The sequence below is a fragment of the Tritonibacter sp. AK171 genome (genome assembly GCF_030127025.1).
In the GTDB taxonomy this organism is placed as follows: Bacteria; Pseudomonadota; Alphaproteobacteria; order Rhodobacterales; family Rhodobacteraceae; genus Epibacterium; species Epibacterium mobile.
The window spans coordinates 2,291,422-2,315,245 of record NZ_CP126134.1; the positions used below are offsets into that span (position 1 = coordinate 2,291,422).

24 protein-coding genes are annotated in these 23,824 nt (G+C 57.6%); 20 read left to right on the plus strand and 4 right to left on the minus strand.

Annotated elements, in window-relative coordinates; all coding sequences use genetic code 11:
• The first annotated feature begins 90 nt into the window (after nt 1-90).
• The 3 genes from tldD (at nt 91) to topA (ending at nt 5,797) form a co-directional block, all read left to right on the plus strand.
• The gene (gene tldD / locus QNI81_RS10725; RefSeq protein WP_283966492.1) at nt 91-1,512 is read left to right on the plus strand and encodes a metalloprotease TldD; all 1,422 of its coding nucleotides are present in this window, start codon (nt 91-93) and stop codon (nt 1,510-1,512) included.
• Nucleotides 1,513-1,854: 342 nt separating this feature from the next.
• Nucleotides 1,855-3,003 carry a DNA-processing protein DprA gene (gene dprA / locus QNI81_RS10730; protein ID WP_065324306.1) on the plus strand — a complete coding sequence of 383 codons (1,149 nt, stop codon included), beginning with the start codon at nt 1,855-1,857 and terminating at the stop codon, nt 3,001-3,003.
• A 139-nt stretch (nt 3,004-3,142) separates the two neighbouring features.
• Entirely contained in the window at nt 3,143-5,797 is a 2,655-nt protein-coding gene (gene topA / locus QNI81_RS10735; RefSeq protein WP_283966493.1) for a type I DNA topoisomerase, read from the plus strand.
• A gap of 96 nt (nt 5,798-5,893) precedes the next feature.
• Here the strand turns inward: topA and QNI81_RS10740 are convergent, their stop codons facing one another.
• The gene (locus QNI81_RS10740) at nt 5,894-6,478 is read right to left on the minus strand and encodes a TetR/AcrR family transcriptional regulator (protein WP_283966494.1); all 585 of its coding nucleotides are present in this window, start codon (nt 6,476-6,478) and stop codon (nt 5,894-5,896) included.
• Nucleotides 6,479-6,540: 62 nt separating this feature from the next.
• On the opposite strand from QNI81_RS10740, the gene QNI81_RS10745 reads away from it, so the two are divergent.
• The 3 genes from QNI81_RS10745 to QNI81_RS10755 all read left to right on the plus strand — a co-directional run bounded on the left by QNI81_RS10745 (nt 6,541) and on the right by QNI81_RS10755 (nt 8,459).
• Entirely contained in the window at nt 6,541-6,966 is a 426-nt protein-coding gene (locus QNI81_RS10745) for a VOC family protein (protein ID WP_283966495.1), read from the plus strand.
• A gap of 158 nt (nt 6,967-7,124) precedes the next feature.
• A complete protein-coding gene (locus tag QNI81_RS10750) occupies nt 7,125-7,829 on the plus strand; it encodes a CoA transferase subunit A (protein ID WP_283966496.1) in 705 nt (234 codons plus the stop codon).
• 3 nt (nt 7,830-7,832) lie between these two features.
• Entirely contained in the window at nt 7,833-8,459 is a 627-nt protein-coding gene (locus QNI81_RS10755) for a 3-oxoacid CoA-transferase subunit B (RefSeq protein ID WP_005639216.1), read from the plus strand.
• 157 nt (nt 8,460-8,616) lie between these two features.
• On the opposite strand, the gene QNI81_RS10760 is transcribed toward QNI81_RS10755, so the two are convergent.
• A complete protein-coding gene (locus tag QNI81_RS10760) occupies nt 8,617-9,435 on the minus strand; it encodes a lytic transglycosylase domain-containing protein (RefSeq protein WP_283966497.1) in 819 nt (272 codons plus the stop codon).
• Between the two features lie 354 nt (nt 9,436-9,789).
• Here QNI81_RS10760 and QNI81_RS10765 point away from each other — a divergent pair, with 354 nt between their 5' ends.
• From QNI81_RS10765 to QNI81_RS10830, 14 genes are all read left to right on the plus strand, one after another.
• Nucleotides 9,790-9,975, plus strand: coding sequence for a Flp family type IVb pilin (locus QNI81_RS10765; RefSeq protein ID WP_065324498.1), 186 nt, complete (start codon nt 9,790-9,792; stop codon nt 9,973-9,975).
• Between the two features lie 111 nt (nt 9,976-10,086).
• Complete coding sequence (locus QNI81_RS10770; RefSeq protein WP_005607458.1) at nt 10,087-10,272, plus strand: Flp family type IVb pilin; 186 nt, start codon at nt 10,087-10,089, stop codon at nt 10,270-10,272.
• Nucleotides 10,273-10,436: 164 nt separating this feature from the next.
• Nucleotides 10,437-11,300 carry a Flp pilus assembly protein CpaB gene (gene cpaB, locus QNI81_RS10775; protein ID WP_039983104.1) on the plus strand — a complete coding sequence of 288 codons (864 nt, stop codon included), beginning with the start codon at nt 10,437-10,439 and terminating at the stop codon, nt 11,298-11,300.
• Between the two features lie 213 nt (nt 11,301-11,513).
• On the plus strand, nt 11,514-12,917 hold the full coding sequence (locus tag QNI81_RS10780) for a type II and III secretion system protein family protein (protein WP_039983106.1): 1,404 nt from the start codon (nt 11,514-11,516) through the stop codon (nt 12,915-12,917).
• A 21-nt stretch (nt 12,918-12,938) separates the two neighbouring features.
• On the plus strand, nt 12,939-13,562 hold the full coding sequence (locus QNI81_RS10785; RefSeq protein ID WP_283966498.1) for an OmpA family protein: 624 nt from the start codon (nt 12,939-12,941) through the stop codon (nt 13,560-13,562).
• A 230-nt stretch (nt 13,563-13,792) separates the two neighbouring features.
• A complete protein-coding gene (locus QNI81_RS10790; RefSeq protein ID WP_009177561.1) occupies nt 13,793-15,037 on the plus strand; it encodes a CpaE/TadZ family protein in 1,245 nt (414 codons plus the stop codon).
• Nucleotides 15,038-15,069: 32 nt separating this feature from the next.
• Nucleotides 15,070-16,521, plus strand: a complete 1,452-nt coding sequence (locus tag QNI81_RS10795) for a TadA family conjugal transfer-associated ATPase (protein WP_283966499.1) — start codon at nt 15,070-15,072, stop codon at nt 16,519-16,521.
• Complete coding sequence (locus QNI81_RS10800; protein ID WP_283966500.1) at nt 16,521-17,489, plus strand: type II secretion system F family protein; 969 nt, start codon at nt 16,521-16,523, stop codon at nt 17,487-17,489. The genes QNI81_RS10795 and QNI81_RS10800 overlap by 1 nt, the downstream gene beginning before the upstream one ends.
• 10 nt (nt 17,490-17,499) lie before the next feature.
• Nucleotides 17,500-18,471, plus strand: a complete 972-nt coding sequence (locus QNI81_RS10805) for a type II secretion system F family protein (RefSeq protein WP_283966501.1) — start codon at nt 17,500-17,502, stop codon at nt 18,469-18,471.
• Nucleotides 18,472-18,481: 10 nt separating this feature from the next.
• Nucleotides 18,482-19,087 carry a tetratricopeptide repeat protein gene (locus tag QNI81_RS10810; protein ID WP_065324299.1) on the plus strand — a complete coding sequence of 202 codons (606 nt, stop codon included), beginning with the start codon at nt 18,482-18,484 and terminating at the stop codon, nt 19,085-19,087.
• 33 nt (nt 19,088-19,120) lie between these two features.
• Entirely contained in the window at nt 19,121-19,972 is an 852-nt protein-coding gene (locus QNI81_RS10815) for a tetratricopeptide repeat protein (RefSeq protein WP_283966502.1), read from the plus strand.
• Nucleotides 19,973-19,987: 15 nt separating this feature from the next.
• Nucleotides 19,988-20,485 carry a prepilin peptidase gene (locus QNI81_RS10820; protein WP_283966503.1) on the plus strand — a complete coding sequence of 166 codons (498 nt, stop codon included), beginning with the start codon at nt 19,988-19,990 and terminating at the stop codon, nt 20,483-20,485.
• Between the two features lie 167 nt (nt 20,486-20,652).
• Nucleotides 20,653-21,960, plus strand: coding sequence for a DUF8689 domain-containing protein (locus tag QNI81_RS10825; RefSeq protein ID WP_009178071.1), 1,308 nt, complete (start codon nt 20,653-20,655; stop codon nt 21,958-21,960).
• A gap of 97 nt (nt 21,961-22,057) precedes the next feature.
• Complete coding sequence (locus QNI81_RS10830) at nt 22,058-22,465, plus strand: PaaI family thioesterase (protein ID WP_283966504.1); 408 nt, start codon at nt 22,058-22,060, stop codon at nt 22,463-22,465.
• A gap of 90 nt (nt 22,466-22,555) precedes the next feature.
• Here QNI81_RS10830 and folD read toward each other — a convergent pair whose 3' ends face one another.
• Together folD and QNI81_RS10840 are read right to left on the minus strand one after the other, a co-directional pair.
• Nucleotides 22,556-23,458, minus strand: coding sequence for a bifunctional methylenetetrahydrofolate dehydrogenase/methenyltetrahydrofolate cyclohydrolase FolD (folD, locus tag QNI81_RS10835; protein WP_283966505.1), 903 nt, complete (start codon nt 23,456-23,458; stop codon nt 22,556-22,558).
• Between the two features lie 44 nt (nt 23,459-23,502).
• Nucleotides 23,503-23,808 carry a chorismate mutase gene (locus tag QNI81_RS10840; RefSeq protein ID WP_172599687.1) on the minus strand — a complete coding sequence of 102 codons (306 nt, stop codon included), beginning with the start codon at nt 23,806-23,808 and terminating at the stop codon, nt 23,503-23,505.
• Between the last annotated feature and the right edge of the window lie 16 nt (nt 23,809-23,824).

Here is a 23,824-nt window from a genome sequence, read left to right on the forward strand (position 1 = left end):
AAAATCATATTCTCGGGAGGTTATAAAGAGGGTAGCGCGCGTCATAGCGTCTCTTTCTTGACTTAGATCAAAAAAATCGAGGCCGATTTGATGGATACAACCGCTTTTTCCCCGTTTGAAACCACCCTCCCCGAGGATGAGGCTCTGCCGTTGTTGCGCCAAGCACTGGCTGGCGCCGACGACGGCGAGATCTTTGCTGAGCGTACAAAATCCGAAGCGCTGGTGTTTGATGATGGCCGTCTGCGCACCGCCAGCTACGATGCAGCAGAAGGATTTGGCCTGCGCGCCGTGCGTGGTGAGGTGGCCGGCTACGCTCATTCGACCACCATGTCTATATCTGCATTGCAGCGTGCAGCTGAAACCGCAAGGCTTGCCGTGGGGGACGGTGGCGGCACCATGGCCCCTGCCCCGCAGGCGACCAATCAAAAGCTCTATGGCGATCTCGATCCAATCGCAGCACAAGCATTCCCGGTCAAAGTAGAGACGCTGCGCGAGATTGACAGCTTTGCCCGCGAACTGGATTCGCGCGTGGTTCAGGTATCGGCAACACTTGCCGCGTCCCTGCAGGAAATCGAAATTCTGCGCTCTGATGGCACCCGCGTGCGCGACGTGCGCCCGATGACGCGCGTGAATGTCTCAGTAATTGTGGAAGATGCCGGGCGGCGTGAAAGCGGCACCGCCGGGGGCGGCGGGCGTGTTGGGCTCGACGGGCTGATCGAACCGCAGGACTGGCAGGCCAAAGCCCGCGAAGCCCTGCGTATCGCCTTGGTCAACCTAGAGGCCGAGCCTGCCCCTGCCGGGGAAATGGATGTGGTGCTTGGCCCGGGCTGGCCAGGAATTCTGCTTCATGAGGCCATCGGTCATGGGCTTGAAGGTGATTTTAATCGCAAAGGCTCGTCCGCTTTTGCCGGGCTCATGGGCCAGCGTATCGCAGCGCCCGGTGTCACTGTGTTGGACGATGGCACCATTCCGGACCGGCGCGGCTCTATTACTGTCGACGATGAAGGCACGCCAAGCCAGAAAACCACATTGATCGAGGATGGCATCCTCGTGGGCTACATGCAGGATCGCCAGAACGCGCGCCTCATGGGAGTTGAGCCCACGGGCAACGGACGTCGCCAGAGCTATGCTCACGCCCCGATGCCGCGCATGACCAATACATATATGCTCGGCGGTGATGCCGCGCCTGAAGATCTGGTCAAGGACATCAAGGATGGGATCTGGGCCGTGGGATTTGGCGGCGGTCAGGTGGATATCACCAATGGCAAGTTTGTCTTCTCCTGCACAGAAGCCTACCGCGTCAAAGACGGCAAGGTCGGAGCACCGGCTAAGGGGGCCACTTTGATCGGCGATGGGGCAACTGCCTTGCAGAAGATCCGAGGCCTTGGCAACGACATGGCGCTTGATCCCGGCATGGGCAACTGCGGCAAACAGGGCCAATGGGTGCCGGTCGGCGTGGGGCAGCCCAGTGTCTTGATGGGCGGCTTGACGGTTGGGGGTTCGGCAACCTGATCGCCTGCTCTCAAAAACAGCACACGCATAAGACGACTCACCCGGTTTGGGCGAGTCGTCTTTTCTTTTCAGCCCCCTAGATGACGCAAGGGAAGCCCCTGCGCTCACGGCTCTTTAACAAATCACGGCTTTTCGGCCCTATTGAGTCCGAAAACCGGCCTATGTTTACCATGAACCTTAGGGCAAATCGCGGTCACACATCATCGTGCAATATTTCACGACCCTTAGTTTTCAATGACATAGCCAAAAGTACCGAAAAATCTCGATAAACTGTCGCGATGTTCACCACCTGTTAACCTCTCAGGCCTTAATCCTAATATCGCAACAAGGCGAGGCGAGGGCATGACCGGAGAAGCATATTCTTCCACTCACCCCCCACTCCCACCCACCACGGAAGATCAAAGGTATTCCTGGCTTCGCCTGTTGCGCTCCCGAGGCATCGGGACCGTGACCTTCTACCGGCTTTTGGCCGAGTATGGTTCAGCACAGAATGTGCTTGAAAAGCTGCCTGAAGTGGCAGCGACTTCAGGCGTCAAAGGGTATAAAACATACTCAAAAGATGCATTGGACGCCGAGTTTGAGAACGCAAAAGCCGCCAACGCGCGGCTTTTGTGCTTTGGAGATGCCAATTATCCCAGCCTGCTTGCCAACATCCCCAACCCTCCACCGGCACTATGGGCGATCGGCGATCTGTCGCTTCTGGCACGGCCCGCGATTTCGATTGTTGGTGCACGTAACGCCTCCTCACTGGGGCGGCGCATGGCCTATGGGCTGGCGCGGGATCTCGGAGAAGCGGGCTACCTCGTTGTATCCGGCCTTGCCAGAGGCATTGATGCCAGCGCCCATGAGGGGGCACTTGGCAGTGGAACGATTGCGGTTCAGGGCGGCGGCGTAGACATTATATACCCAAGTGAAAATGCACGCCTTGCCACAGCACTCGCAGAGCAAGGCCTGCGTCTTTCAGAACAGCCGATGGGGCTGCAACCACAGGCCCGGCATTTCCCACCTCGCAATCGTATCATCGCAGGGCTTGGCCTTGCGACAATCGTGGTAGAGGCGGCAATCAAATCCGGAAGCCTGATCACCGCCAGAGACGCTTTGGATCTGGGACGTGATGTGATGGCTGTGCCCGGCCACCCCTGCGATGGGCGCGCCAGCGGTGGCAATCTCCTGATCCGCGACGGTGCAACCTTGGTGCGCGATGCCCGTGATATCATTGACGCATTGCCGCCGATGCAGATGGAACGCGCCGTTCGGCGTCCGCACATCAACGACCTCCCGTCGCCCCCACCAGAGCGGCGCAGCCTGCGTCAGACCGCCGCGCTACACCAACAAATCCTAGACCGCCTTGCCGTCGCCCCCACCCCGGAAGGACAGCTGATCGATGACCTCGATACCCCCGCGCGAAAGATACGTACCGTGCTGACCGACCTTGAACTCTCTGGCGAAATTGGTCGTGGGCCGGGCGGCGTGATCATCAAAAAACGCTGAATCCACCCCTGCAACACATCATCATCAGCCATAGCTACACGGGCTGTTTTCTTCGCGTGGATTGACATTCTCCCCTTGCGCGACACATTTTGCCCGGCCATAGAGCCGATTGAACCCGTATGGAAAGGTGCCCAATTTTATGCCAGTCGTCGTCGTCGAATCCCCGGCCAAAGCCAAAACGATCAACAAGTATCTGGGCTCCGACTACACGGTTTTGGCATCCTACGGACATGTGCGCGACCTGCCCGCCAAGAACGGATCGGTCGAACCGGATGACGATTTTGCCATGACTTGGGAGGTCGGCAACGACTCCAAGAAACATGTGCGCGCCATTGCCGAGGCCCTCAAAAATGACAACGCACTGATCCTCGCGACTGACCCTGATCGCGAAGGCGAAGCGATCAGCTGGCACCTGCAAGAGGCGCTGACAAAGCGCCGGTCGATCAAGAAAGACACCGATGTCAAACGCGTGACCTTTAACGCGATCACCAAGGATGCCGTCGCTGAGGCAATGAAAAATCCCCGCGATGTGGATATGCCGCTGGTGGAAGCCTATCTGGCCCGCCGGGCGCTGGACTACCTGGTGGGTTTCAACCTGTCACCCGTGCTGTGGCGCAAACTGCCCGGCGCGCGGTCTGCCGGGCGCGTTCAATCGGTTTGCCTGCGCCTGATCGTCGAACGTGAGATGGAGATTGAGGCGTTTAACCCGCAGGAATACTGGTCGGTGCGTGCAAATCTCACCACCCCGCGCGGTCAGTCTTTTGAGGCGCGCCTGACAGTTCTGGGCGGCGAGAAGCTCGATAAATTCAGCCTCGCCAATTCCACTGCAGCCGAACTTGCGGTGCAGGCTGTTACAAGCCGCAAGATGTCGGTGCTGTCGGTCGAGGCCAAACCCGCTGCGCGCAATCCATCTGCGCCGTTCATGACTTCGACCCTGCAACAGGAAGCGAGCCGCAAGTTCGGCATGGGTGCAAAGCAGTGCATGAACGCGGCGCAGCGCCTCTATGAGGCCGGTCTGATCACCTATATGCGGACCGACGGTATCGATATGGCCCCCGAGGCCGTGACTGCCGCGCGTGACGAGATCGCAAAACGCTACGGCAAGGACTACGTGCCGGGCGAGCCGCGCATCTATAAAAACAAAGCCAAAAACGCCCAAGAAGCGCACGAATGTATCCGCCCCACCGACATGAGCCGCGACGCCGCGAGCCTGAAAGTGACCGAGGACGATCAGCGCAAGCTTTATGATCTGATCTGGAAGCGCACATTGGCCTGCCAGATGGCCGGTGCCCGATTGGAGCGCACCACGGTCGATATAGGCTCTGACGACAAACAGGTGGTGCTGCGTGCCACCGGTCAGGTGGTGCTGTTTGACGGTTTCATGCGCGTCTACGAAGAAGGCCGCGACGATGTGGTGGACGAGGACGACAAGCGCCTGCCCCAGATCATGCAGGGCGAGGCGCTGAAATTCGCAGGCTCGCTTGCAGCACAGGCTGAAAAAGCAGGCAAAGACGGCTCTGTCCTGTCGCAGGACGGCGCAACATTGGCTCTGCAACACCACACCCAGCCCCCGCCGCGCTATACCGAGGCCACGCTGGTCAAACGTATGGAAGAACTGGGCATTGGTCGCCCCTCGACCTATGCCAGCGTCATCACCACGATCCAGGACCGCGAATATGTCCGCAAGGACAAGAACCGCCTGTTCCCCGAGGACAAGGGGCGGATCGTGACCATCTTTTTGCTGAACTTCTTTAAGCGCTACGTGGAGTATGACTTCACCGCGGCGCTGGAAAACCAGCTTGATGATGTGAGTGCAGGCGGCAAGGACTACAAGGAACTTCTGGATAGCTTCTGGCGCGATTTCTCGGCGGCGATTGCCGAGACGTCCGATCTGCGCATCTCCGAAGTGCTGGACATCCTGGACGAAGCACTTGCCCCCCAGCTCTATCCGCCGCGCGAAGATGGCGGCGACCCGCGCCTCTGCCCGAAATGCGGCGCGGGGCAGCTGCACCTGAAAACCTCTCGCACCGGGGGTTTTGTCGGCTGTGGCAACTACCCCGAGTGCAACTACACTCGCCCGATCTCTGGTGAAGGCGCCGAAGGCTACGAGCGCATTCTGGGCGAGGACGACGGTGATGAGATCCACCTGAAATCCGGTCGCTTCGGCCCCTATGTGCAGCGTGGCGAGGCGACGCCTGAAAACAAGAAACCGCCACGTTCGTCGCTGCCGAAACAGGGTAAGGACTACCTGCCGGGCTGGGGACCCAACGATATCACGCTAGAGCAGGCGGTGACCTTACTGACGCTGCCGCGTGAAATCGGCGCACATCCGGACGGGGGCCTCGTGTCCTCGAACCTCGGTCGTTTTGGTCCCTACATCATGCATCAGCGCCCGGACGAGGAAAAACCCGTCTATGTGAACCTCAAGGAAACGCTCGACGTCTTTGAAATCGGTATGAACCGCGCGGTGGAACTGCTGGCGGAAAAACGCGCCAATCCGGGTCGGGGCCGATCTACCGCGGCCAAACCGCTGCGCGAGCTGGGCGAGCATCCCGACGACAAGGCACCGGTGAACATCATGGATGGGCGCTACGGGCCCTATGTCAAATGGGGCAAGGTGAACGCCACATTGCCCAAAAACACCGAGGCCAAGGATGTGACCATGGACATGGCGGTCGAGCTGTTGAACGAGAAGGCTGCCAAATCCGGCAAGAAGAAAGCCCCAGCCAAGAAGACCACTGCGAAGAAAAAAGCGCCCGCAAAAAAGAAAGCGGCCAAGGCCTCCGGCGAGTAACAGCGAGGCGGGGGCGCTCCCGCCCGTCGCACCTGCATGGGCATGCAGGCCCTCCCGTTGGGCCCGGCGCCGCGCTGACGCGCGGCGTTTGCCGTTCTACATCAGAGCAGTGCGCAAGAGCGCAGACATCGCGTCCTCAAAGATGTCCACGCGCCCCTGCCCCTGTGCGATCGCAAGAGCGGCGCGGTCAAATGCTGCAGAGAGAACCAGCGCGCGGGCCTCCAGCTCCGGCTCGGACAGGGAGGGCTGTGCCGCGGCAAGCCCCGCCCGCAACGCCGCCCTGCCACCGCCGGCATCAATCCTGTCCATCTCCTTTGCGCCCAGCACCGCCGGACCATCGATCAGCAAAAGCTGTGCACGCCCTTCGCTTTGCATCGCGGCAAAGAACGCGCGGCTCCCCGCAGCCAATGCCTGCTCTTCATCCGCCTGCGTTCCAGCGGTGTCGATGGCGGTGCTGACGGCCTCTGCCTCAGCTTCCACCACCGCTCGGAACAGGGCCTGCTTGTCTTCAAAGTGGTGGTAGAGCGCACCTCGCGTTGCCCCGGCCGCGCGCACGATTTCTGGTGTGCTGGCCTCAGCATAGCCTTTTTCCACAAAGAGCGTGCGCGCCGCCGCCATCAATCGCGCCCGCATTTGCGCGCGGCGTTCCGCATTTGGGGTGGATTTACTTTCCTCTTGCATACATGCAGCCTGTTTGTTTATTGGAAACATACTGCCTGTATGTTACTCACGGAGAGAGACAGATGAAACCCACTCAATTCTACCCGGTCATCCAGACGCGGAACGTCGAAGCCACGGCGCAATTCTACCAACAGCACTTTGGCTTCTCGCCCGCCTTTACATCGGACTGGTATGTCCACCTGCAATGCGATGCCGATCCAAGCGTGAACCTCGCCATTCTCGACGGCAGGCATGAGACAATCCCCGAAACCGGGCGGGGCCTGACCAGCCACATGTTGCTGAATTTCGAGGTGGAGGATGCTCGCGCGGAGTACATCCGCCTGACGGGCCGCGGCCTAGAGGTGGTGAAACCGCTCTGCGACGAGGACTTTGGTCAGCGTCATTTCATCGTCAAAGATCCCAATGGCGTTCTGATCGATGTCATAACCCCCATCGCTCCCAGCCCCGAATTCGCCGCGCAATACAGCGCCGAAGCCCTCCCCGGCTGATCCCTTCACCTTTTTGCCAAATACCTCCGCCGGAGGCACGGGGCCACCCGGCCCCGTTGCACCATCGGTAGAAATACGCAGAACCTTCCGTATTCGTTGACTCGACAGTGCGACTGGGGCGATTAGCTTGACCCAGAGGAAATGGAAGGGAGAGTTCCATGAAAAAGGTATACGGCTCTGCCGCCGAGGCCCTGGACGGGGTGCTGTTCGACGGCATGACCATCGCGGCCGGCGGCTTTGGTCTCTGTGGCATTCCCGAACTGCTGCTTGAGGCGATCAAACTGGCGGGCACCAAGGATCTGACCTTTGCGTCCAACAATGCGGGCGTCGATGACTTTGGCATCGGCATCCTGCTGCAGACCAAACAGGTCAAGAAGATGATGTCGTCCTACGTGGGCGAAAACGCGGAATTCATGCGTCAGTACCTGTCTGGCGAGTTGGAGCTGGAGTTCAATCCGCAAGGCACCCTGGCCGAACGCATGCGCGCTGGCGGCTGCGGTATCCCCGGTTTTTATACAAAGACCGGCGTTGGCACCCAGATCGCCGAAGGCAAAGAGGTAAAGGTCTTCGACGGCGAGGAATACATTCTTGAACGCGGTATCTTTGCGGATCTGTCGATTGTGAAGGCCTGGAAGGCCGATGAGACCGGCAACCTCGTATTCCGCAAGACTGCCCGCAACTTCAACCCGCCTGCGGCCATGTGCGGCAAGGTCTGCGTAGTCGAGGTAGAAGAGATCGTGCCCACTGGCAGCCTGGACCCCGATCACATCCACCTGCCCGGCGTTTACGTGCACCGCCTGATCCAAGGCGAGCACGAAAAACGCATCGAAAAAGTGACCACCCGCCCGCGTGAGGAGGCTTGATCCATGGCTTGGGACCGCAACCAGATGGCCGCACGGGCGGCACAGGAACTCGAAGACGGCATGTATGTGAACCTCGGCATCGGCATCCCGACGCTGGTGGCGAACTATGTGGGCGACAAGGACATCACGCTCCAATCGGAGAACGGCATGCTGGGCATGGGTCCTTTCCCCTTTGAGGGCGAAGAAGACCCGGACCTCATCAACGCCGGCAAGCAGACCATCACGGAACTGCGCCGTACGGCCTATTTCGACAGTGCGACCTCCTTTGGCATGATCCGCGGTGGCAAGATCGCCGCCGCGATCCTTGGCGCTATGGAAGTCGCGGAAAACGGTGATCTGGCGAACTGGATGATCCCCGGCAAGCTCATCAAAGGCATGGGCGGTGCAATGGATCTGGTGGCCGGTGTAGGACGCGTGATCGTGGTGATGGACCATGCCAACAAACACGGCGAATCCAAGCTCTTGAAAGAGTGCACTCTGCCCCTGACAGGCAAAGGTGTGGTGGACCGCATCATCACCAACCTCGGAGTTTTGGATGTTGTAGAAGGTGGATTGAAGATCGTGGAGGTGGCTGAAGGTGTCACCGAAGACGAACTGCGTGCCGCAACTGCGGCAACAATCGTCAACTAAATTCTTCACCTCCCTCTTCGAGGAGGTGGGCGGTGGCGCGGAGGGCAAATGCCCTCCGCGCCACCGCCCCGGTCGGATCGCACCGCGATCCGATCCGGTCACCCAAGTGAGCGCATTGCGCTGCTTGCAAATTAGGATTGGTGACCGTGCCGCCGCCCTATTTCATTGCTTCGAACACGCAGCCGTCAGAGATCATGATCGGTGGTGTCGTACAGAGATTCCTCGCAATGCGATATGCAGCCAGCACCTTCGGCACATAGTCCCGTGTCTCAGCAAAGGGAGGCACCCCGCCATGCTCGCGTACAGCACCTGCGCCTGCATTGTATCCTGCCAGAACTAATATCGGATCGCCTGAAAAGTCGCTCGCCAACTGATTGAGGAACTTCACGCCTCCGGCAATGTTCTGCTGAGGATCGAATGCATCGACAACACCGTATTGCGTTGCAGTATCGGGCATCAACTGCATCAGGCCCTGCGCTCCGACCCGGCTGATTGCATCAGGCTTGCCGCCGGACTCCACTGCCATAACGGCCAGTACCAGTGCAGGCGAAACCTCTGTGCCGATGGTTGAAGTCAACATCTGAACACCGTAGGCCGCGATCATATTCTGCAAATCTTGCAGGCGTGGTGTCGATATATCACTGCGGGTTTCGAGCACTGCCAGCCCGTCCTGAAGACGCCCGGGGGATGCACCGGCCAGATCAGAGCCAACTTCCGCCCAGAACCACTCATACCGTGCGGACGGCTTGGGCACCTCAATCGAACCATCCTCGGCAGCTTCGACATCAGAAGTACCCTGCGACGAGGGGGAGGCTTGCGGGTCAATCTGCACGGTAATGCGCTTATGCGTGCCGGGGGTGGGCGGTCGCACACGCTTGGCCTCAAAATCCGCAAAAGGCGCAGGGCTCTCTTGCGCATGTCCCGCAACCGCGATCACGAGACCGCAGAACATCGCCAGCCCCCGTTTCACTCTCATTCTGCCCGCTCACTGCCTGTTATCTGCGAAAATCTTCTGCGATCAGGCCCCGAAAATCCAGACCAACGGTGCAGATTTGGCCCATTTCGCCACATTTGCACCCCAATTGACGCGTTTGTGCAGGGTTAACGCGCAAAAGATACCTAAAATATCATTTAAGAATATAACCTTACCCATCTTGCTAACCTTTTTTTAATCTTAACGGCGAATTTCCGGGTTTCGGCCCAATTCCTGCCACCCTCACTCGGGATAACAGGCTCATCCAAAGCGGGACATCATCTGAAGGTGAGAGAGCAGATGAACGAAACGCCCCGCTGGATGCCAACATTTACCGATCCTCAGGAGGGACGAACCATGATCAAATTCTTCAAAAACTTCCGCAATGACGAATCCGGCGCCGTGACTGTTGACTGGGTTGTGCTGACCGCTGCTGTCGCCGTACTCGGCACTCTGGTTTACAGCCAAATCTCCGGCAGCATCGAAACAGCGACCGGTAACACCGGCACATTCCTGACCGACAACGGCTCCACCAGCTACTAAGGTTAATCGCACTAGGTTGCGAACGGGATAAACTCCCTAAGAATAGTGTTCTGGGCCGATCGCTTGAATGGCCCAGAACCCACCTCAAGGTACTTTTGATGGAGTACACCCATGAAGACACTGAAAACATTCAGAGACAGCGAAGACGGAGCTGTCACGGTCGATTGGGTCGTTCTGGCGGCTATGATCGCCGCACTCTGTGTACTGGCTGCGACGCTTATGAATGGCGAGGTCTCCACAGCCCTCAGCAACTTGGCGCAGGACATTCACACAGTGATCGCCAGAGTAAGACCTTGAACGAAAACTGAACGAAATATGTTTCTCGAACTGCAATGCACTGTGCCCAATTGGCCGTCTCAGTTGTTACTGAAACCAGGCGTCGCGTCAGAGAACCGTACAGTACCTAATCACCTCCCGCCCTCGGTGCATTTACGCCCTGAGCATCACTGAAAGGGACCAACATGAGAGCCGTATTCGGACTTGTGCTCGTCGTGGGTGTCGCCTTGGCTGGCGGCGCCGTCATGATGGCAAAGAACTACATCGAAGCCTACCAGAATGCGTTGGCACACGAACGGTCGAACCGCGAAGCTGCAGTTCCGACCGTCAATGTATTTGTAGCCAATAAAACGCTGACCTATGGCGAAGAACTCACCAAAGAGAATGTGCGCGCAGTTGCATGGCCGGAGAACGCCCTTCCCGAGGGGATATTCAGCGAAGAGAGCGACTTGTTTCCATCGGATAGCCCCAAAGATGCACGCTACGTGCTGCGTACGATGGAAAAGAACGAGCCCCTCTTGGCTGTGAAGATTACCGCTCCCGGTGAAGATGCTGGGATCACCTCCCGACTGGAGAAGGGCATGCGGGCCTTCGCCATTCGTGTTGACGTTGCCAGCGGTGTATCCGGTTTCCTACGCCCCGGCGATCGGGTAGATGTTTATTGGAGCGGTCAGCCGCCTGCACGCAGCGGCCAAGAGCGTAGCGGTGAAGTCACCCGCCTGATCCAAAGCAATATCGAATTGATCGCAGTTGATCAGATGTCGGGCGGCGATTTCAGCAATGCCATCATCGCACGCACGGTTACCGTGAAAGCTCAGCCCGAAGAAGTGGCGCGGCTCGCTCAGGCTCAATCCACTGGCCGTTTGTCGCTTGCATTGGTTGGTGCACAGGATGACACCATCGCCTCTTTGGTTGAAGTTGATCAACGGTCGTTGTTTGGACTGGGTGATGTCGAAGCGCCTGAACCTGTAAAAGAGAACAGGGTTTGTACCATCCGCAACCGACGCGGCGCAGAAGTGATCGAAATTCCGATCCCCTGCACAGATTAAAATTCCCGAATGGGAACATACATTTATAGCAGGCCCGCAGATCGAAACGATCTTGCGGGCCTGTTGCGTTGTGTCCGCTCACCCTCACTCAATTTGTTAATAAACACATCGAAGTCATTGATTCTTGCAATGAAACAAGAACTCGCGCACATTAGGCGCAAATTCGGGGCGCTAAGACCCCACTTCAGAGGCGTGATCGGAAAGGCAGGTCACATGTCAGTTAGACGTTATTGTGCGGCGGCCCTTACTGGGCTGACCCTTTTATTATCTTATGCCCCCTCTCCGGTCATGGCGCAGGGGATCAGCGTGTTGAAGAAGGGTACAAACGCCGTTCTTGATGTGCCGATGAACCGCGCTGTGGTGGTCGAGGCGGATGTGCCCTTTGCGGAACTCAGCATCGCCAATCCAGGCATCGCGGATATCTCTTCCCTATCGGATCGTACAATCTATGTGCTGGGCAAGTCTCCGGGTATGACCACGCTCACGCTGCTGGATGGATCTGGCGGACTGATCACCAACGTGGATGTACGCGTCGCGGCAGATGTGAGTGAATTCAAACAGCGCTTGCAGCAAATTCTTCCAAACGAAAAGATTGAGGTTCGCACGGCCAATGACGGCATCGTTCTGTCAGGCACGGTATCAAGTGCGCAGCGCCTCCAGCGAGCGCTTGATCTGGCAGAACGCTATGCGCCGGACCGTGTTAGCAACCTTATGACTGTAGGCGGTATCCAGCAGGTGATGCTGAAGGTCCGCTTTGCCGAGATGGAACGCTCTGTGAGCAAGTCGCTTGGTGGTTCCATGCTGATCGGATCTTCGGATGGCAATGTTTCCACCGGAACATTCCTCAACAGGCCAGAAGGCGGGGGTGTGTTTGGAACCGATAGCCCTGTTAACCTCAAAGCTGATACCTTGGGAGCTGCCATTTTTGGTTTCGACATTGGCGCGGTACAGTTCAACGTCCTGCTCGAAGCACTCGAACAAAAGGGCCTTGTGCGCACATTGGCTGAACCCAATCTGTCTGCACTCTCCGGACAAGAAGCCAGCTTCCTCGCGGGCGGGGAATATCCAGTTCCCGTTGCTCAGGAAGAAGGCGTTGTAACCGTTGAATTCAAACCCTTTGGTATCGAGCTGAACTTTATTCCGCGTGTTGTGGACGGAGATTTGATTAATCTCGAACTCAAAGCAGCTGTATCGGCTATAGATACTACAAACGCAGCCACGTTTGATGGCTTCTCGATTAACGCCTTCTCCCGCCGCGAAACGGCGACAACAGTGGAACTGCGTGACGGCGAGAGCTTTGCCATCGCAGGCCTGATCGAGGATGAATTCCGCGACGGTGCTGCACAAGTCCCTTGGCTTGGTGATGTGCCGGTACTCGGCGCTCTGTTTCGCAGCGCGGATTACGAACGCAACCAAAGTGAGCTGGTCATCATCGTTTCGGCACATCTTGTAACGCCGACCCGTGGCGAAGCACTGGCCCTGCCAACCGATCGCATCCGTCCGCCAAGCGAAAAGAACCTGTTCTTGTTTGGACGTACCGAGCGCGCGCAATCGGGCGCGGCTGGGGAGGTTGCCAACCAAGACTTCAACGGCTCTTATGGCTATCTTCTTGACTGACCCTGACACACGGTGGCGCAGATGTTGAAACACGCAGCAATTTTCGGATTGGCCCTGATCACCGGGGCCTGCGCCTACCAAGAAGCGGGTGCGCCTCACGGCTCGCAGTACCTTGGCGCGGCGAACGAAAACAATACGGCGGTGCTCTCTGGGGATCGCAGCTACCGGATCCAGCTGGCGACCCGGTTTGCAAACGAAGTACCGACAACGATCAACTTTGATTTTGACAGCGCCAGTTTGGATGGGAATGCACGTCAGGTTCTGGACGCACAGGCCGATTGGATTCGCCAGTTTCCAGAAGTGCGCTTCCGGGTTTACGGCCATACAGACGCCGTCGGTAGCCAGTCCTACAACAAGCGGCTTGGCCTGCGCCGGGCGCGCGCGGCGGTCAACTATCTGGTTGCACGCGGGATCGCTCGCAATCGGCTTGAAGCGGTCGCCTCCTTTGGTGAAACCCAGCCCTTGGTGCTGACCGATCAACGCGAACGCCGCAACCGGCGTACGGTCACCGAGGTCAGCGGGTTTGTTGCCGCCCGCGTCAATGAGCTGGATGGTAAATACGCCGCCATCATCTATCGCGATTACGTCGAGAGCGCTGTGGCCCCCACCTCGCTCTCTGCAAAGACTGAACTGTCGGAAGACTGATTCTATAGTATATCTGCTCGCCCGATCTGGGCGAGCAGTCGGCCACTCCGCCAGATGGTAATAAATTGTTAGGCATGATTAACATTCCCAACAATCGGAGTTTTTTGGCCCCAATCTCGCCCACATTGAGAACGACACTGATCCCATAGGCGCCGTGTACCTTGTGATGGAACCGGCGCTGGTCCAACATCGGCTGGGTGCCGGGACCAAACAATGTGGGGATACTGGCGATGACAAGTGGGATTTCGCAAACGGAGGCTGTGCCGATCGCAGCCTGTACAATCAGTCGGGACGTTCAGAACTTCGATCTTCTGATCGAGGATATGGAATCTGCTATGGGTGAAGCTTGGGGCGACCTTGGCTTTACCGAAGCGCTGGCTTTCTTCTACCAATCCGAGGCCGAAGCCCTGGAGTTCGTGGCTCTTGCCATCGACGCGGAGGATGAAGAAAACCTGCCGTTGATGACAGAAATCATCACTCAAGCGAAATCTCGAAACATCAAGGTGATCCTTGTCGCCGAGGACGTCACCCCCGCAGCACTGCACAAGTTGTTGCGTCAGGGCGCAGATGAGTTCATCCCCTACCCGCTCCCGGAACAGGAACTCGCGGCGGCAATTGACCGCCTGCGCGAACCCGCCGAAAGCGCCGCACCGGCAGCGGCACCGCAACGCGCGCACAAGCTACATGCTGACAGCCAACGCGAAGGCGCTGTGATTGTGACACAGGGCCTTGCGGGGGGTACCGGAGCATCGACATTTGCCGTGAACCTTGCGTGGGAGTTGGCGGAACTCAACACCACCGAGCGCCCATCTGTGTGCCTGCTCGATCTGGATCTGCAAACAGGCTCGGTTTCGACATACCTTGACCTGCCGCGCCGCGAAGCGGTCATGGAAATGCTGAGCGAAACCGAAGCCATGGATGAAGATATCTTTGGTCAGTCTCTGATGTCGTTTCAGGACAAGCTGCAGGTTTTGACGTCTCCCGCCGACATGGTGCCGCTGGAATTCATCACGCCCGAAGATATTTTGCGCGTGGTCGAAATGGCGCGCAGCCACTTCGATTTCGTGGTGATCGACATGCCGCACACGATGGTGCAGTGGACTGAAACGGTGCTGAACCTCGCGCATGTCTACTTTGCCATGATCGAGTTGGATATGCGTTCGGCGCAAAATGCACTTCGGGTCAAACGGGCTCTTCAATCTGAGGATCTGCCGTTTGAGAAGCTGCGTTTCTTGCTTAACCGCGCTCCGAAATTCACCGACCTGAACGGCAAAAGCCGGGTTAAGCGCCTCGCTGAAAGTCTTGGCATCTCTATCGACGTGCAACTGCCGGATGGTGGAAAAACCATTCTGCACAGCTGTGATCACGGGCAACCGCTGGCGATCTCTGCGCCCAAGAACCCATTGCGCAAGGAAATCGCCAAGTTGGCGAAAAACTTGCATGAACTGGGACGTGCAGAAGCCGAAGCCGCCTAAGCCGCCACGCGTGCGCACCTGAAGGTATCGACATGTTTTCCAAGTACAAGAAGCAAAGCCCCGCCCCTGCCGCTGCAACCCCGGCCGCGAGCGCAAAACCGGCTGCAAGCCCCAGCGCCCCGGCAGCAGGGGTCAAAACGATCCTGCGCCGCCCGGATCAGCGCACTGCCGCCGCCCCTGCCCCGCAGGATCGTGACCGCAAGCGCAAAGAGCGGCTAAGTGAGATCAAGATCGATCTGCACCGGGAATTGCTGGAAAACCTGAACCTCGCAGCACTTGAAAAAGCTTCTGAGGCGGAGCTGCGCGGAGAGATCGCGTCGATTTCTGGTGAAGTCCTGCAGGAAAAGAGCATTGTTCTCAACCGCGAGGACCGTCAGCAGCTTATCAAAGAACTCTATGACGAGGTGACAGGCCTAGGCCCGCTTGAGGCCCTCCTGAAAGACGATACCGTCTCTGATATTCTGGTGAACGGTCCGCAACAGATTTTCATCGAACGTGGTGGCAAGCTGGAACTCAGCGACATCACCTTCAAGGATGAAAAGCACCTGATGCGGATCATCGACAAGATCGTCTCAGCCGTAGGACGTCGTGTCGATGAGTCCAACCCTTACGTTGACGCTCGTCTTCAGGATGGCTCGCGTTTTAACGCCATGGTTCCGCCTATTGCGGTGGATGGCTCGCTGGTTTCGATCCGGAAATTCAAAAAGGACAAGCTGAAGATTGATGATCTGGTCAACTTCGGTGCCTTTACAGAAGAAATGGCGGCCTACCTGCAGGCAGCCGTGTCGACCCGTCTGAACGTCATTGTCTCTGGTGGTACCGGCTCGGGTAAAACGACAACACTCAACGCACTGTCGAGCTTTATCGACAACGCGGAACGTATCCTGACCATTGAGGATACAGCGGAACTTCAATTGCAACAGACCCATGTGGGCCGGATGGAAAGCCGCCCGCCCAACGTCGAAGGCAAGGGTGAAGTATCCCCGCGCGACTGTCTGAAGAACGCTCTCAGGATGCGCCCGGACCGGATCATCGTGGGTGAGACCCGTGGCGCTGAGGTGATCGACATGTTGCAGGCCATGAACACCGGCCACGACGGGTCAATGACCACGATCCACGCCAACTCTGCCCGCGATGGTATTTCGCGTCTGGAAAACATGATCGCCATGGCCGGGATCGAAATGCCGATCAAAGCCGTGCGCAGTCAGATTGCATCGGCTGTGAACCTGATTGTGCAGGCCTCGCGTCTGCAGGATGGGTCGCGTCGGATGACCTCGATCACCGAAATTACCGGGATGGAGGGGGATGTGATCTCCATGCAAGAGATCTTTCGGTTCCAGCGCGTTGGTCTGACACCAGACAATAAGATTATCGGCCATTTCACCGCGACAGGTGTGCGCAGCCACTTCTCCGAGCGCTTCCGCCTCTGGGGTTACGACCTGCCGTCGTCGATCTATGAGCCAACCGTGATGGAGACACGCTGATGGAATTCGGGATTGAGCCACTCATCTATGGGCTGATCTTTATCGGCGTTCTGGTGCTTGTCGAGGGCATCTATCTGGTCGCGTTCGGCAAATCCATCAGCCTCAACAGCCGGGTGAACCGCCGTCTGGAAATGCTGGAAAAGGGCGGCAACCGCGAACAAGTGTTGGAGCAACTCCGCAAGGAAATGCAGCAGCACCTGAACTCACAGTCCATCCCGCTTTATTCGCTGCTGGCAGAAAAAGCGCAAAAGGCGGCCATCGCATTTACACCTGTTCAGTTGATCATGATCATGGGTGTCTTGTGCGCGGTTGCCTTTGTGGGACTGAGCATCGGCACACAGGCCGCATTGCCAGTCAAAGTGCTTGGCTCAGTCATCATCGGCGTTGGCGCAGTGTTCTTCTGGGTAAATTCCAAAACCAAAAAACGCATGGCCAAGCTGGAAGAACAACTCCCGGATGGGGTGGAACTCATGGTGCGCTCACTGCGGGTTGGGCATCCATTTTCGTCGGCGGTTCAGATCGTGGCCAAAGAAGTCGACGACCCCTTGGCGACAGAGTTCGGGATCATCGCAGATGAATGCTCCTATGGTCGTGACGTGGGTGAAGCCCTCAAGGAAATGGCCGAACGTCTCGACATGCAGGACTTGCGGTTCCTCGCCGTGGCCGTGACCATCCAACAGCAATCAGGTGGTAACCTCGCCGAGGTTTTGGCCGGGCTCGCCAAAGTGATCCGCGCCCGGTTCCGTCTGTTCCGCCGTGTCAGAGCGATCACCGCAGAGGCGCAGTGGTCGGGCAAGTTCTTGTCGGGTTTCCCGCTGTTTACGCTTGGCGGCACATTGGTAATGGATCCGCATTACTACGACTCGGTGCTCGACCATCCGTGGTTTATGCCAGCTTGTTTCATTGTGGGCGGCATGCTCACAGCGAACATCTTTGTGATGCGCAAGCTGACAGATATTCAGGTCTGAGGAGGCAACTATGAACCCGTTGACCTATATGCAGGACTTGTTGGTCCACTACCTTGGCGATTTCGGACCACTCCTGGCCGTTGGCTTTATCGGTTTGGTTTTGATCATCGTCGCGGTTGTTTTCGCCCTCAACCAACCAGAAGATCCGCTCAAGAAACTACAGCGGGATCTGGCATCCAATCAAAGCGCCAAACCTCAGAACGAACGCCTGCGCCAAGCAAGCCGCAACGAACAGCTCCAGAAGTTTGCAAACTTTCTGGAACCACAAGACGCTGAAGAACTGTCAGCGATGCAGCTGAAACTGCGTCAAGCGGGCTATCAATCCAAGGATGCGGTACGCCTGTTCCATTTCCTGCAGTTTGCGTTGGGTCTAAGCGGTTTGGGCCTTGGGTTGTTCTTCGTCTATGTGATGAATGCAGATGTGGACTATACCACGAACCAAATGGCGATGCGTGTGCTCGGTCCGGGTGCTGCCTGTTACTACCTGCCACGGTACTGGATCACGCGGCGCATTGAGGAACGCAAACAAGCCATTACCCGCGCCTTCCCTGACGCACTCGATATGATGCTGGTCTGTGTCGAAGCAGGGCAATCGCTTGATCAGGCTATTGTGCGCGTCGGTAAGGAGCTGCGTGCATCCTATCCCGAACTGGCAGAAGAGTTCGAGATTGTCGCTTATGAAATGAAGGCCGGTAAGGAAAAGGATAAGGTGCTGCGAGACATGGGCACCCGTTGTGGCGTGCAGGATGTGGCATCCTTTGTCACTGTCATGATCCAGTCGGCGGCCTTTGGTACATCGATCGCGGATGCCCTTCGGGTTTATGCCGGGGAAATGCGTGACAAGCGCGTGATGCGCGCCGAGGAGGCCGCAAACAAGTTGCCAACGAAAATGACCCTTGCCACAATGGGCCTTACGGTTCCGCCTCTGCTGGCAATCTTGATTGCACCTTCTGTCCAGGGGCTGGGAAACATAGGAAAATAGGCCTCGCACAATGAACTTTCGAAACAGGCGCCATTACCTCATTCGCCTTGTTTCACCCACAGCCGCCATCAGTGCCGTCGCGCTGGTGGCGGCTTGTGTGTCGGGACAAGGTGAACGACTTTCTCCCGTTGGCTCCGATGGCGTATGGGCGCCCGGTGTTGACCGGCGTGGCGACACTGTCAGCGGTTTGGAAGTCGGCCATAGATTGCTCGCCGCGGGTCAATATGAACTCGCCATGGACGCGTTCAATCGTGCCGCATTAGAAGAGGGTCTCACCGCAGAAGTTCTTTCGGGGCTTGGCTCAGCCAGTCTCGGTCTGGGACGGCTTGGGCAGGCAGAAACCCTGCTGCGTCAAGCGGTCGACAAAGAGCCACAATGGCCCGAAGCACTCAATAATCTGGGCACGGTCTTGCTGGAACAACGCAAATACGCCGAGGCCGAACAGATACTGCGCCGCGCCTATGCGCTGGACAATGGCCAAAGTGACGCAATCCGCGATAATTTGCGCCTCGCACTCGAAAATCTTGACAACACAGGGCATAGTGTTGCCACAGGCGAACAAGATAAACTGGTGCGAAAAGGTGGCGGCGTATACCGCATCGAAACGACACCGTAACGCCAGAGGCAGAGCAGAAGAGGACGCAGCAAAATGCGCCACATGGTTCTATTGTCCGCAGGGCTGATCGGGGCGCTGACCCTTGCGTCTTGCAGCAAGGAAATTGACAAAGAAGCCGTCGATCGCGCGCTTCAGGACGTCAATGTCGTCGATGAAAGCAACCTCAACAGTGTGGTGCTGAACAGCGCTGATCCGAACGAGGCCGTCTCCTATTTTCAACGCAGCGTAAAGCAGTCGCCCGATCGGGTTGATCTGAACCGTGGTCTTGCCGCTTCGCTCATTCGAGCCAAACGCTACACCGAGGCCGCAGCCGCGTGGCAACGCGTTGTCGATCTGCCTGACGCACAAAGCGCCGACAGTGTGGAACTGGCCGATGCGCTCATTCGCAACAATGAATGGGAGAAGGCTCGCAAGGTGCTCGATACTGTGCCACCGACGCATGAGACCTTCAAACGCTACCGTCTCGAAGCGATGATCGCCGATTCCGAACAGAATTGGAAAGCGGCCGACAGTTTTTATGACACTGCGGTCGGTCTGACGACCAAACCTGCAGGCGTATTCAACAACTGGGGTTATTCCAAGCTCACACGCGGCGATTACAGCGGCGCAGAGCGGCTCTTTGGCGAAGCGCTGCGTCAGGACCCAAACCTGTTCACAGCAAAAAACAACCTCGTGCTCGCACGGGGTGCACAGCGCAATTACAGCCTGCCCGTTATCAGCATGACGCAGACGGAACGGGCACAGCTGTTGCACACAATGGCGCTTTCTGCGGTGAAACAGGGCGATGTCAGCACAGGCGAGGGCCTGTTGCGCGAAGCGATTGAGACCCACCCGCAGCATTTCGATGCCGCCGCACGCGCCTTGGAAGCGCTTGAAAACGGCTGATCGGAGCCTGAGCAGATGCATTTCCCACCTCAGGCCGCTTTGTGGTTCCTGCCTTGTGTTTTGCCGTTGTGCTACGTGGTGGCCCTCACGGATCTGCGGAGCATGCGCATCCCCAATTGGACGGTGGACACGCTTGCGCTGATCTACATCTTCCTTGGCTTACTCGTGATGCCAACTTGGGCAGATTACGGCTGGCAATTGCTGCATCTGCCTGCGGGTATCGCCATCGGATATCTTTTCTACGCCAGCGGCCTTGTTGGTGCGGGGGACGCGAAATTTGCTGGTGCAGCAGCGCCTTACGTGGCGTTTGCCGATCTTAAACTGATCCTCATTATCTTTGCCGCCGCGCTTTTGTCGGGCTTCTTGGCACATCGCCTCGCCCGCCACACCCCGCTACGACGCCTCGCGCCCGACTGGCAAAGCTGGAACGTCGGCGTCAAATTTCCGATGGGTCTGTGCCTCGGTGCAACGCTTGCGATCTACCTCTGCCTTGCTGCATTTGTGACGATCTAAACCTGCCTCCGCACCCCGCGCATATGGCGGAAATTTCCTGAAAATCACCTCGGTCCTTCGCGGAAATGCTGCAGGCCTGCCGTGGTCTTGCCACAGTATTGAATATTCTCTTTCCAAGACCTGAACGACGGCTGCGCCGTCCTGATCGCGCGAAAGAGGCTCGCCCAATGAACATGCAGAACCTGACCGTCATGTCGCCCCCTGCCCCCAAAGGGCTGGCAGAAATGCGCCTGCCATTGGTGATGATGCGGGATATCCTGCTTAAGACGATGTTCCGCAAGAACATTGACATGGTAACAGAACTGGCGAGCGCGATCTGCCTGCCAACCTCGGTCACACAGGAACTCGTGGACATGGCGCGCGAGCAAAAGCTCCTCGAAGCCACAGGGACACTCAACGCCAACTCTGGTAATGAGATGGGCTATCAACTGACCGACGCAGGCAAGGCACGCGCGCTGGATGCCTTGTCTCAGTCGGAGTATTTTGGCGCAATGCCGGTCCCCTTGGATGTCTACCGCGAGCAGGTCAAACGCCAGTCGATCCGCAACATTATGGTGACACGCCAGCAGCTTACATCCGCGATGGGCCACTTGATCCTGCCGGATAGCCTGCTGGATCACCTCGGCCCCGCTGTCAGCGCGGGCCGCTCCATCCTGATGTATGGCCCGCCCGGCAACGGGAAATCCTCCATCTCCAACGGTATTCGCGATGCGCTTGGCGATCGGGTTTATGTCCCGCGCGCCATTGAATATGCGGGTCAGGTCATCACGGTCTACGATCCGATTGTCCACACCGAAGTCGAAGCCGAACCCGAAGACCCCAACGCCCTGCGAAAGCGCCGCCGCTTTGACGAACGCTATGTCTGCTGTGAGCGTCCCACGGTGGTCACCGGCGGTGAGCTATCACTGTCGATGTTGGATCTCGTCTATAACCCGACCGCACGGACCTATCAGGCACCGCTGCAACTCAAATCCACTGGCGGTATTTTTATCGTCGACGACCTTGGCCGTCAGGCCGAAAGCCCGCAAGCGCTGGTCAACCGCTGGATTGTGCCGCTCGAAGAAAACAAGGATATTCTTGCTCTGCAATCGGGCGAAAAGTTCGAAGTCCCCTTTGATACACTGGTGATCTTCTCCACCAACTTCCATCCCAACGAGATCTTTGACCAAGCGGCCCTGCGCCGGATCTTCTTCAAGATCAAAATCGACGGCCCGGATCAGGAAAACTTTCTCAAGATCTTTGCGATGGTGGCCCGCAAGAAAGGTATGCCGCTGGACGAGGCCGCCTTGGTGCATCTCCTCAAGAGCAAGTATCCAACCATCAACAATGTCTATGCGAACTATCAGCCTGTGTTCCTGATCGACCAGATGATTTCGATCTGTGAATTTGAGGGCATCCCCTATCAGATGTCGCCGGAACTGATAGATCGTGCCTGGGCGAATATGTTCGTCAAGGATGAGGTGATCGTGAAGTAAGCCGCTTCATTGTGCACGCAGGGTGGTCGCAACGTTATGCGCCACCTCCTGCTCTTTGATCGATAAGGTCAGCAGTTGAAAACACGGGGGGCAGGAAATGGAAACACGTATTCGTCAGAGCTTTGCCAAACAGAGCATGATGCAAACCTTTGGTGCAGACCTAACGCGCGTCACGGAGGGTGAAGTGCAAATCACTGCGCCGATTTTGCCCGGCAGTCGCCAACAACACGGAGTCGCTCATGCTGCGCTCACGTTTGCGCTTGGCGACACTGCCGCAGGCTATGCGGCACTCACAAAAATGCCGAATGATCACGAGGTCATGACAGCCGAGATCAAGATCAACTTACTTGCGCCCGGCGCTGGGAATTACCTGCGCGCGACGGGCCGTGTGATAAAACCGGGTCGTCGATTGATTGTCGTAACCGCAGAAGTCCACGCGATTACGGACGAAGAAGAAAAACTCATCGCCATACTGCAAGGCACTATGGTCCCCGTCGCACTCTGATTAGCGATCCCTTTGCGCTTACACTTGAACAAAAAAACTCCCGCGCGGTGCATCCGGCGGGAGTTTAGCGTTGAGCGATCTGGCTCCGATTTATGCCGTCAGCCCTTCAGGCTCCGCGAGGTTGTTCGCGCGGCAGCACGCAGTCACCGTATTGGCCAACAGACACGCGATGGTCATCGGTCCAACGCCACCGGGAACCGGGGTGATCGCCCCGGCACGAGCGGCTACGCTTTCGTAGTGCACGTCCCCAACAAGGCGGGTCTTGCCCTCACCTTTCTCAGGCGCATCAATCCGGTTGATGCCTACGTCGATAACGGTCGCACCTTCCTTGATCCAATCGCCCGGCACCATCTCGGGTCGGCCCACGGCAGCCACAACGATATCCGCACGACGCACCACCTCCGGCAGATCCTTGGTGCGCGAGTGAGCAATCGTTACGGTGCAGCTGTCGCCCAGCAAAAGCTGCGCCATTGGTTTACCGACAATGTTGGAGCGCCCAATAACAACCGCATCCATGCCAGACAGAGACCCATGATGGTCACGCAGCATCATCAGACACCCAAGCGGCGTACAGGGCACCATGGATTTCTGACCGGTGCCCAACAGACCCACGTTCGAAATGTGGAAGCCATCAACGTCCTTTTCCGGCGCGATGGAGTTGATCACCAGATCCTCGTCCAGATGTTTAGGCAGCGGCAATTGAACCAGAATACCATGCACTGACGCGTCATTATTGAGCTGGCCGATCAGTGCCAGCAGATCAGCCTCTGAGGTGTCGGCATCCAGCTTGTGCTCGTAAGAGTTCATACCGACCTCGACGGTCTGTTTTCCCTTGGAACGCACGTAGACCTGAGAGGCGGGATCTTCACCCACCAGCACAACAGCAAGACCGGGGGTGATGCCGTGCTCTTCTTTCAGGCGGGTCACATGTTCGGCCACCTGACCGCGGACCTTGGCCGCAAAGGCCTTACCGTCGATGATTTCTGCTGCCATTGTATCAATCCTTCTCAGGGTGCCGACCTCAGGGGTGAGTCAGCTCAAGTCTCGGGGATTTCACGCGCCTCACGCGAAATCGACCAATCCACCATATCGCGCCAAATGCGTTCGACCAGCTGAGGATCAAGGCCTTCGGCCTCGGCCGCGCGGCACGCATTGGCGATGACTTCCTCCACCCGGGACTGGATACGCGCAGGCCATCCATTTGCCTGTTTCAGTGTCACGGCGCGATCAATGTAATCGGCGCGGTCCCGAAGCAGTTTTACCAACTCCACGTCGATGGCATCGATCGCCTGACGCAGTTCGGACATGTCGGCGCAGTCTTGCGGCGGTTTGCGGTGGGTCATCTCTCTTTCAAAACTC

What these genes read in the sequence shown, in the direction of transcription:
- QNI81_RS10830 (WP_283966504.1), top strand. Translation starts at nt 22,058, where the DNA reads ATGGAAACACGTATTCGTCAGAGCTTTGCCAAACAGAGCATGATGCAA.
- QNI81_RS10780 (WP_039983106.1), top strand. Translation starts at nt 11,514, where the DNA reads ATGTCAGTTAGACGTTATTGTGCGGCGGCCCTTACTGGGCTGACCCTT.
- QNI81_RS10765 (WP_065324498.1), top strand. Translation starts at nt 9,790, where the DNA reads ATGATCAAATTCTTCAAAAACTTCCGCAATGACGAATCCGGCGCCGTG.
- QNI81_RS10790 (WP_009177561.1), top strand. Translation starts at nt 13,793, where the DNA reads ATGACAAGTGGGATTTCGCAAACGGAGGCTGTGCCGATCGCAGCCTGT.
- QNI81_RS10755 (WP_005639216.1), top strand. Translation starts at nt 7,833, where the DNA reads ATGGCTTGGGACCGCAACCAGATGGCCGCACGGGCGGCACAGGAACTC.
- tldD (WP_283966492.1), top strand. Translation starts at nt 91, where the DNA reads ATGGATACAACCGCTTTTTCCCCGTTTGAAACCACCCTCCCCGAGGAT.
- QNI81_RS10740 (WP_283966494.1), bottom strand. Translation starts at nt 6,478, where the DNA reads ATGCAAGAGGAAAGTAAATCCACCCCAAATGCGGAACGCCGCGCGCAA.
- QNI81_RS10750 (WP_283966496.1), top strand. Translation starts at nt 7,125, where the DNA reads ATGAAAAAGGTATACGGCTCTGCCGCCGAGGCCCTGGACGGGGTGCTG.
- QNI81_RS10745 (WP_283966495.1), top strand. Translation starts at nt 6,541, where the DNA reads ATGAAACCCACTCAATTCTACCCGGTCATCCAGACGCGGAACGTCGAA.
- QNI81_RS10810 (WP_065324299.1), top strand. Translation starts at nt 18,482, where the DNA reads ATGAACTTTCGAAACAGGCGCCATTACCTCATTCGCCTTGTTTCACCC.
- QNI81_RS10805 (WP_283966501.1), top strand. Translation starts at nt 17,500, where the DNA reads ATGAACCCGTTGACCTATATGCAGGACTTGTTGGTCCACTACCTTGGC.
- QNI81_RS10770 (WP_005607458.1), top strand. Translation starts at nt 10,087, where the DNA reads ATGAAGACACTGAAAACATTCAGAGACAGCGAAGACGGAGCTGTCACG.
- QNI81_RS10840 (WP_172599687.1), bottom strand. Translation starts at nt 23,808, where the DNA reads ATGACCCACCGCAAACCGCCGCAAGACTGCGCCGACATGTCCGAACTG.
- QNI81_RS10760 (WP_283966497.1), bottom strand. Translation starts at nt 9,435, where the DNA reads ATGAGAGTGAAACGGGGGCTGGCGATGTTCTGCGGTCTCGTGATCGCG.
- QNI81_RS10785 (WP_283966498.1), top strand. Translation starts at nt 12,939, where the DNA reads ATGTTGAAACACGCAGCAATTTTCGGATTGGCCCTGATCACCGGGGCC.
- QNI81_RS10825 (WP_009178071.1), top strand. Translation starts at nt 20,653, where the DNA reads ATGAACATGCAGAACCTGACCGTCATGTCGCCCCCTGCCCCCAAAGGG.
- QNI81_RS10795 (WP_283966499.1), top strand. Translation starts at nt 15,070, where the DNA reads ATGTTTTCCAAGTACAAGAAGCAAAGCCCCGCCCCTGCCGCTGCAACC.
- QNI81_RS10800 (WP_283966500.1), top strand. Translation starts at nt 16,521, where the DNA reads ATGGAATTCGGGATTGAGCCACTCATCTATGGGCTGATCTTTATCGGC.
- dprA (WP_065324306.1), top strand. Translation starts at nt 1,855, where the DNA reads ATGACCGGAGAAGCATATTCTTCCACTCACCCCCCACTCCCACCCACC.
- QNI81_RS10815 (WP_283966502.1), top strand. Translation starts at nt 19,121, where the DNA reads ATGCGCCACATGGTTCTATTGTCCGCAGGGCTGATCGGGGCGCTGACC.
- QNI81_RS10820 (WP_283966503.1), top strand. Translation starts at nt 19,988, where the DNA reads ATGCATTTCCCACCTCAGGCCGCTTTGTGGTTCCTGCCTTGTGTTTTG.
- cpaB (WP_039983104.1), top strand. Translation starts at nt 10,437, where the DNA reads ATGAGAGCCGTATTCGGACTTGTGCTCGTCGTGGGTGTCGCCTTGGCT.
- folD (WP_283966505.1), bottom strand. Translation starts at nt 23,458, where the DNA reads ATGGCAGCAGAAATCATCGACGGTAAGGCCTTTGCGGCCAAGGTCCGC.
- topA (WP_283966493.1), top strand. Translation starts at nt 3,143, where the DNA reads ATGCCAGTCGTCGTCGTCGAATCCCCGGCCAAAGCCAAAACGATCAAC.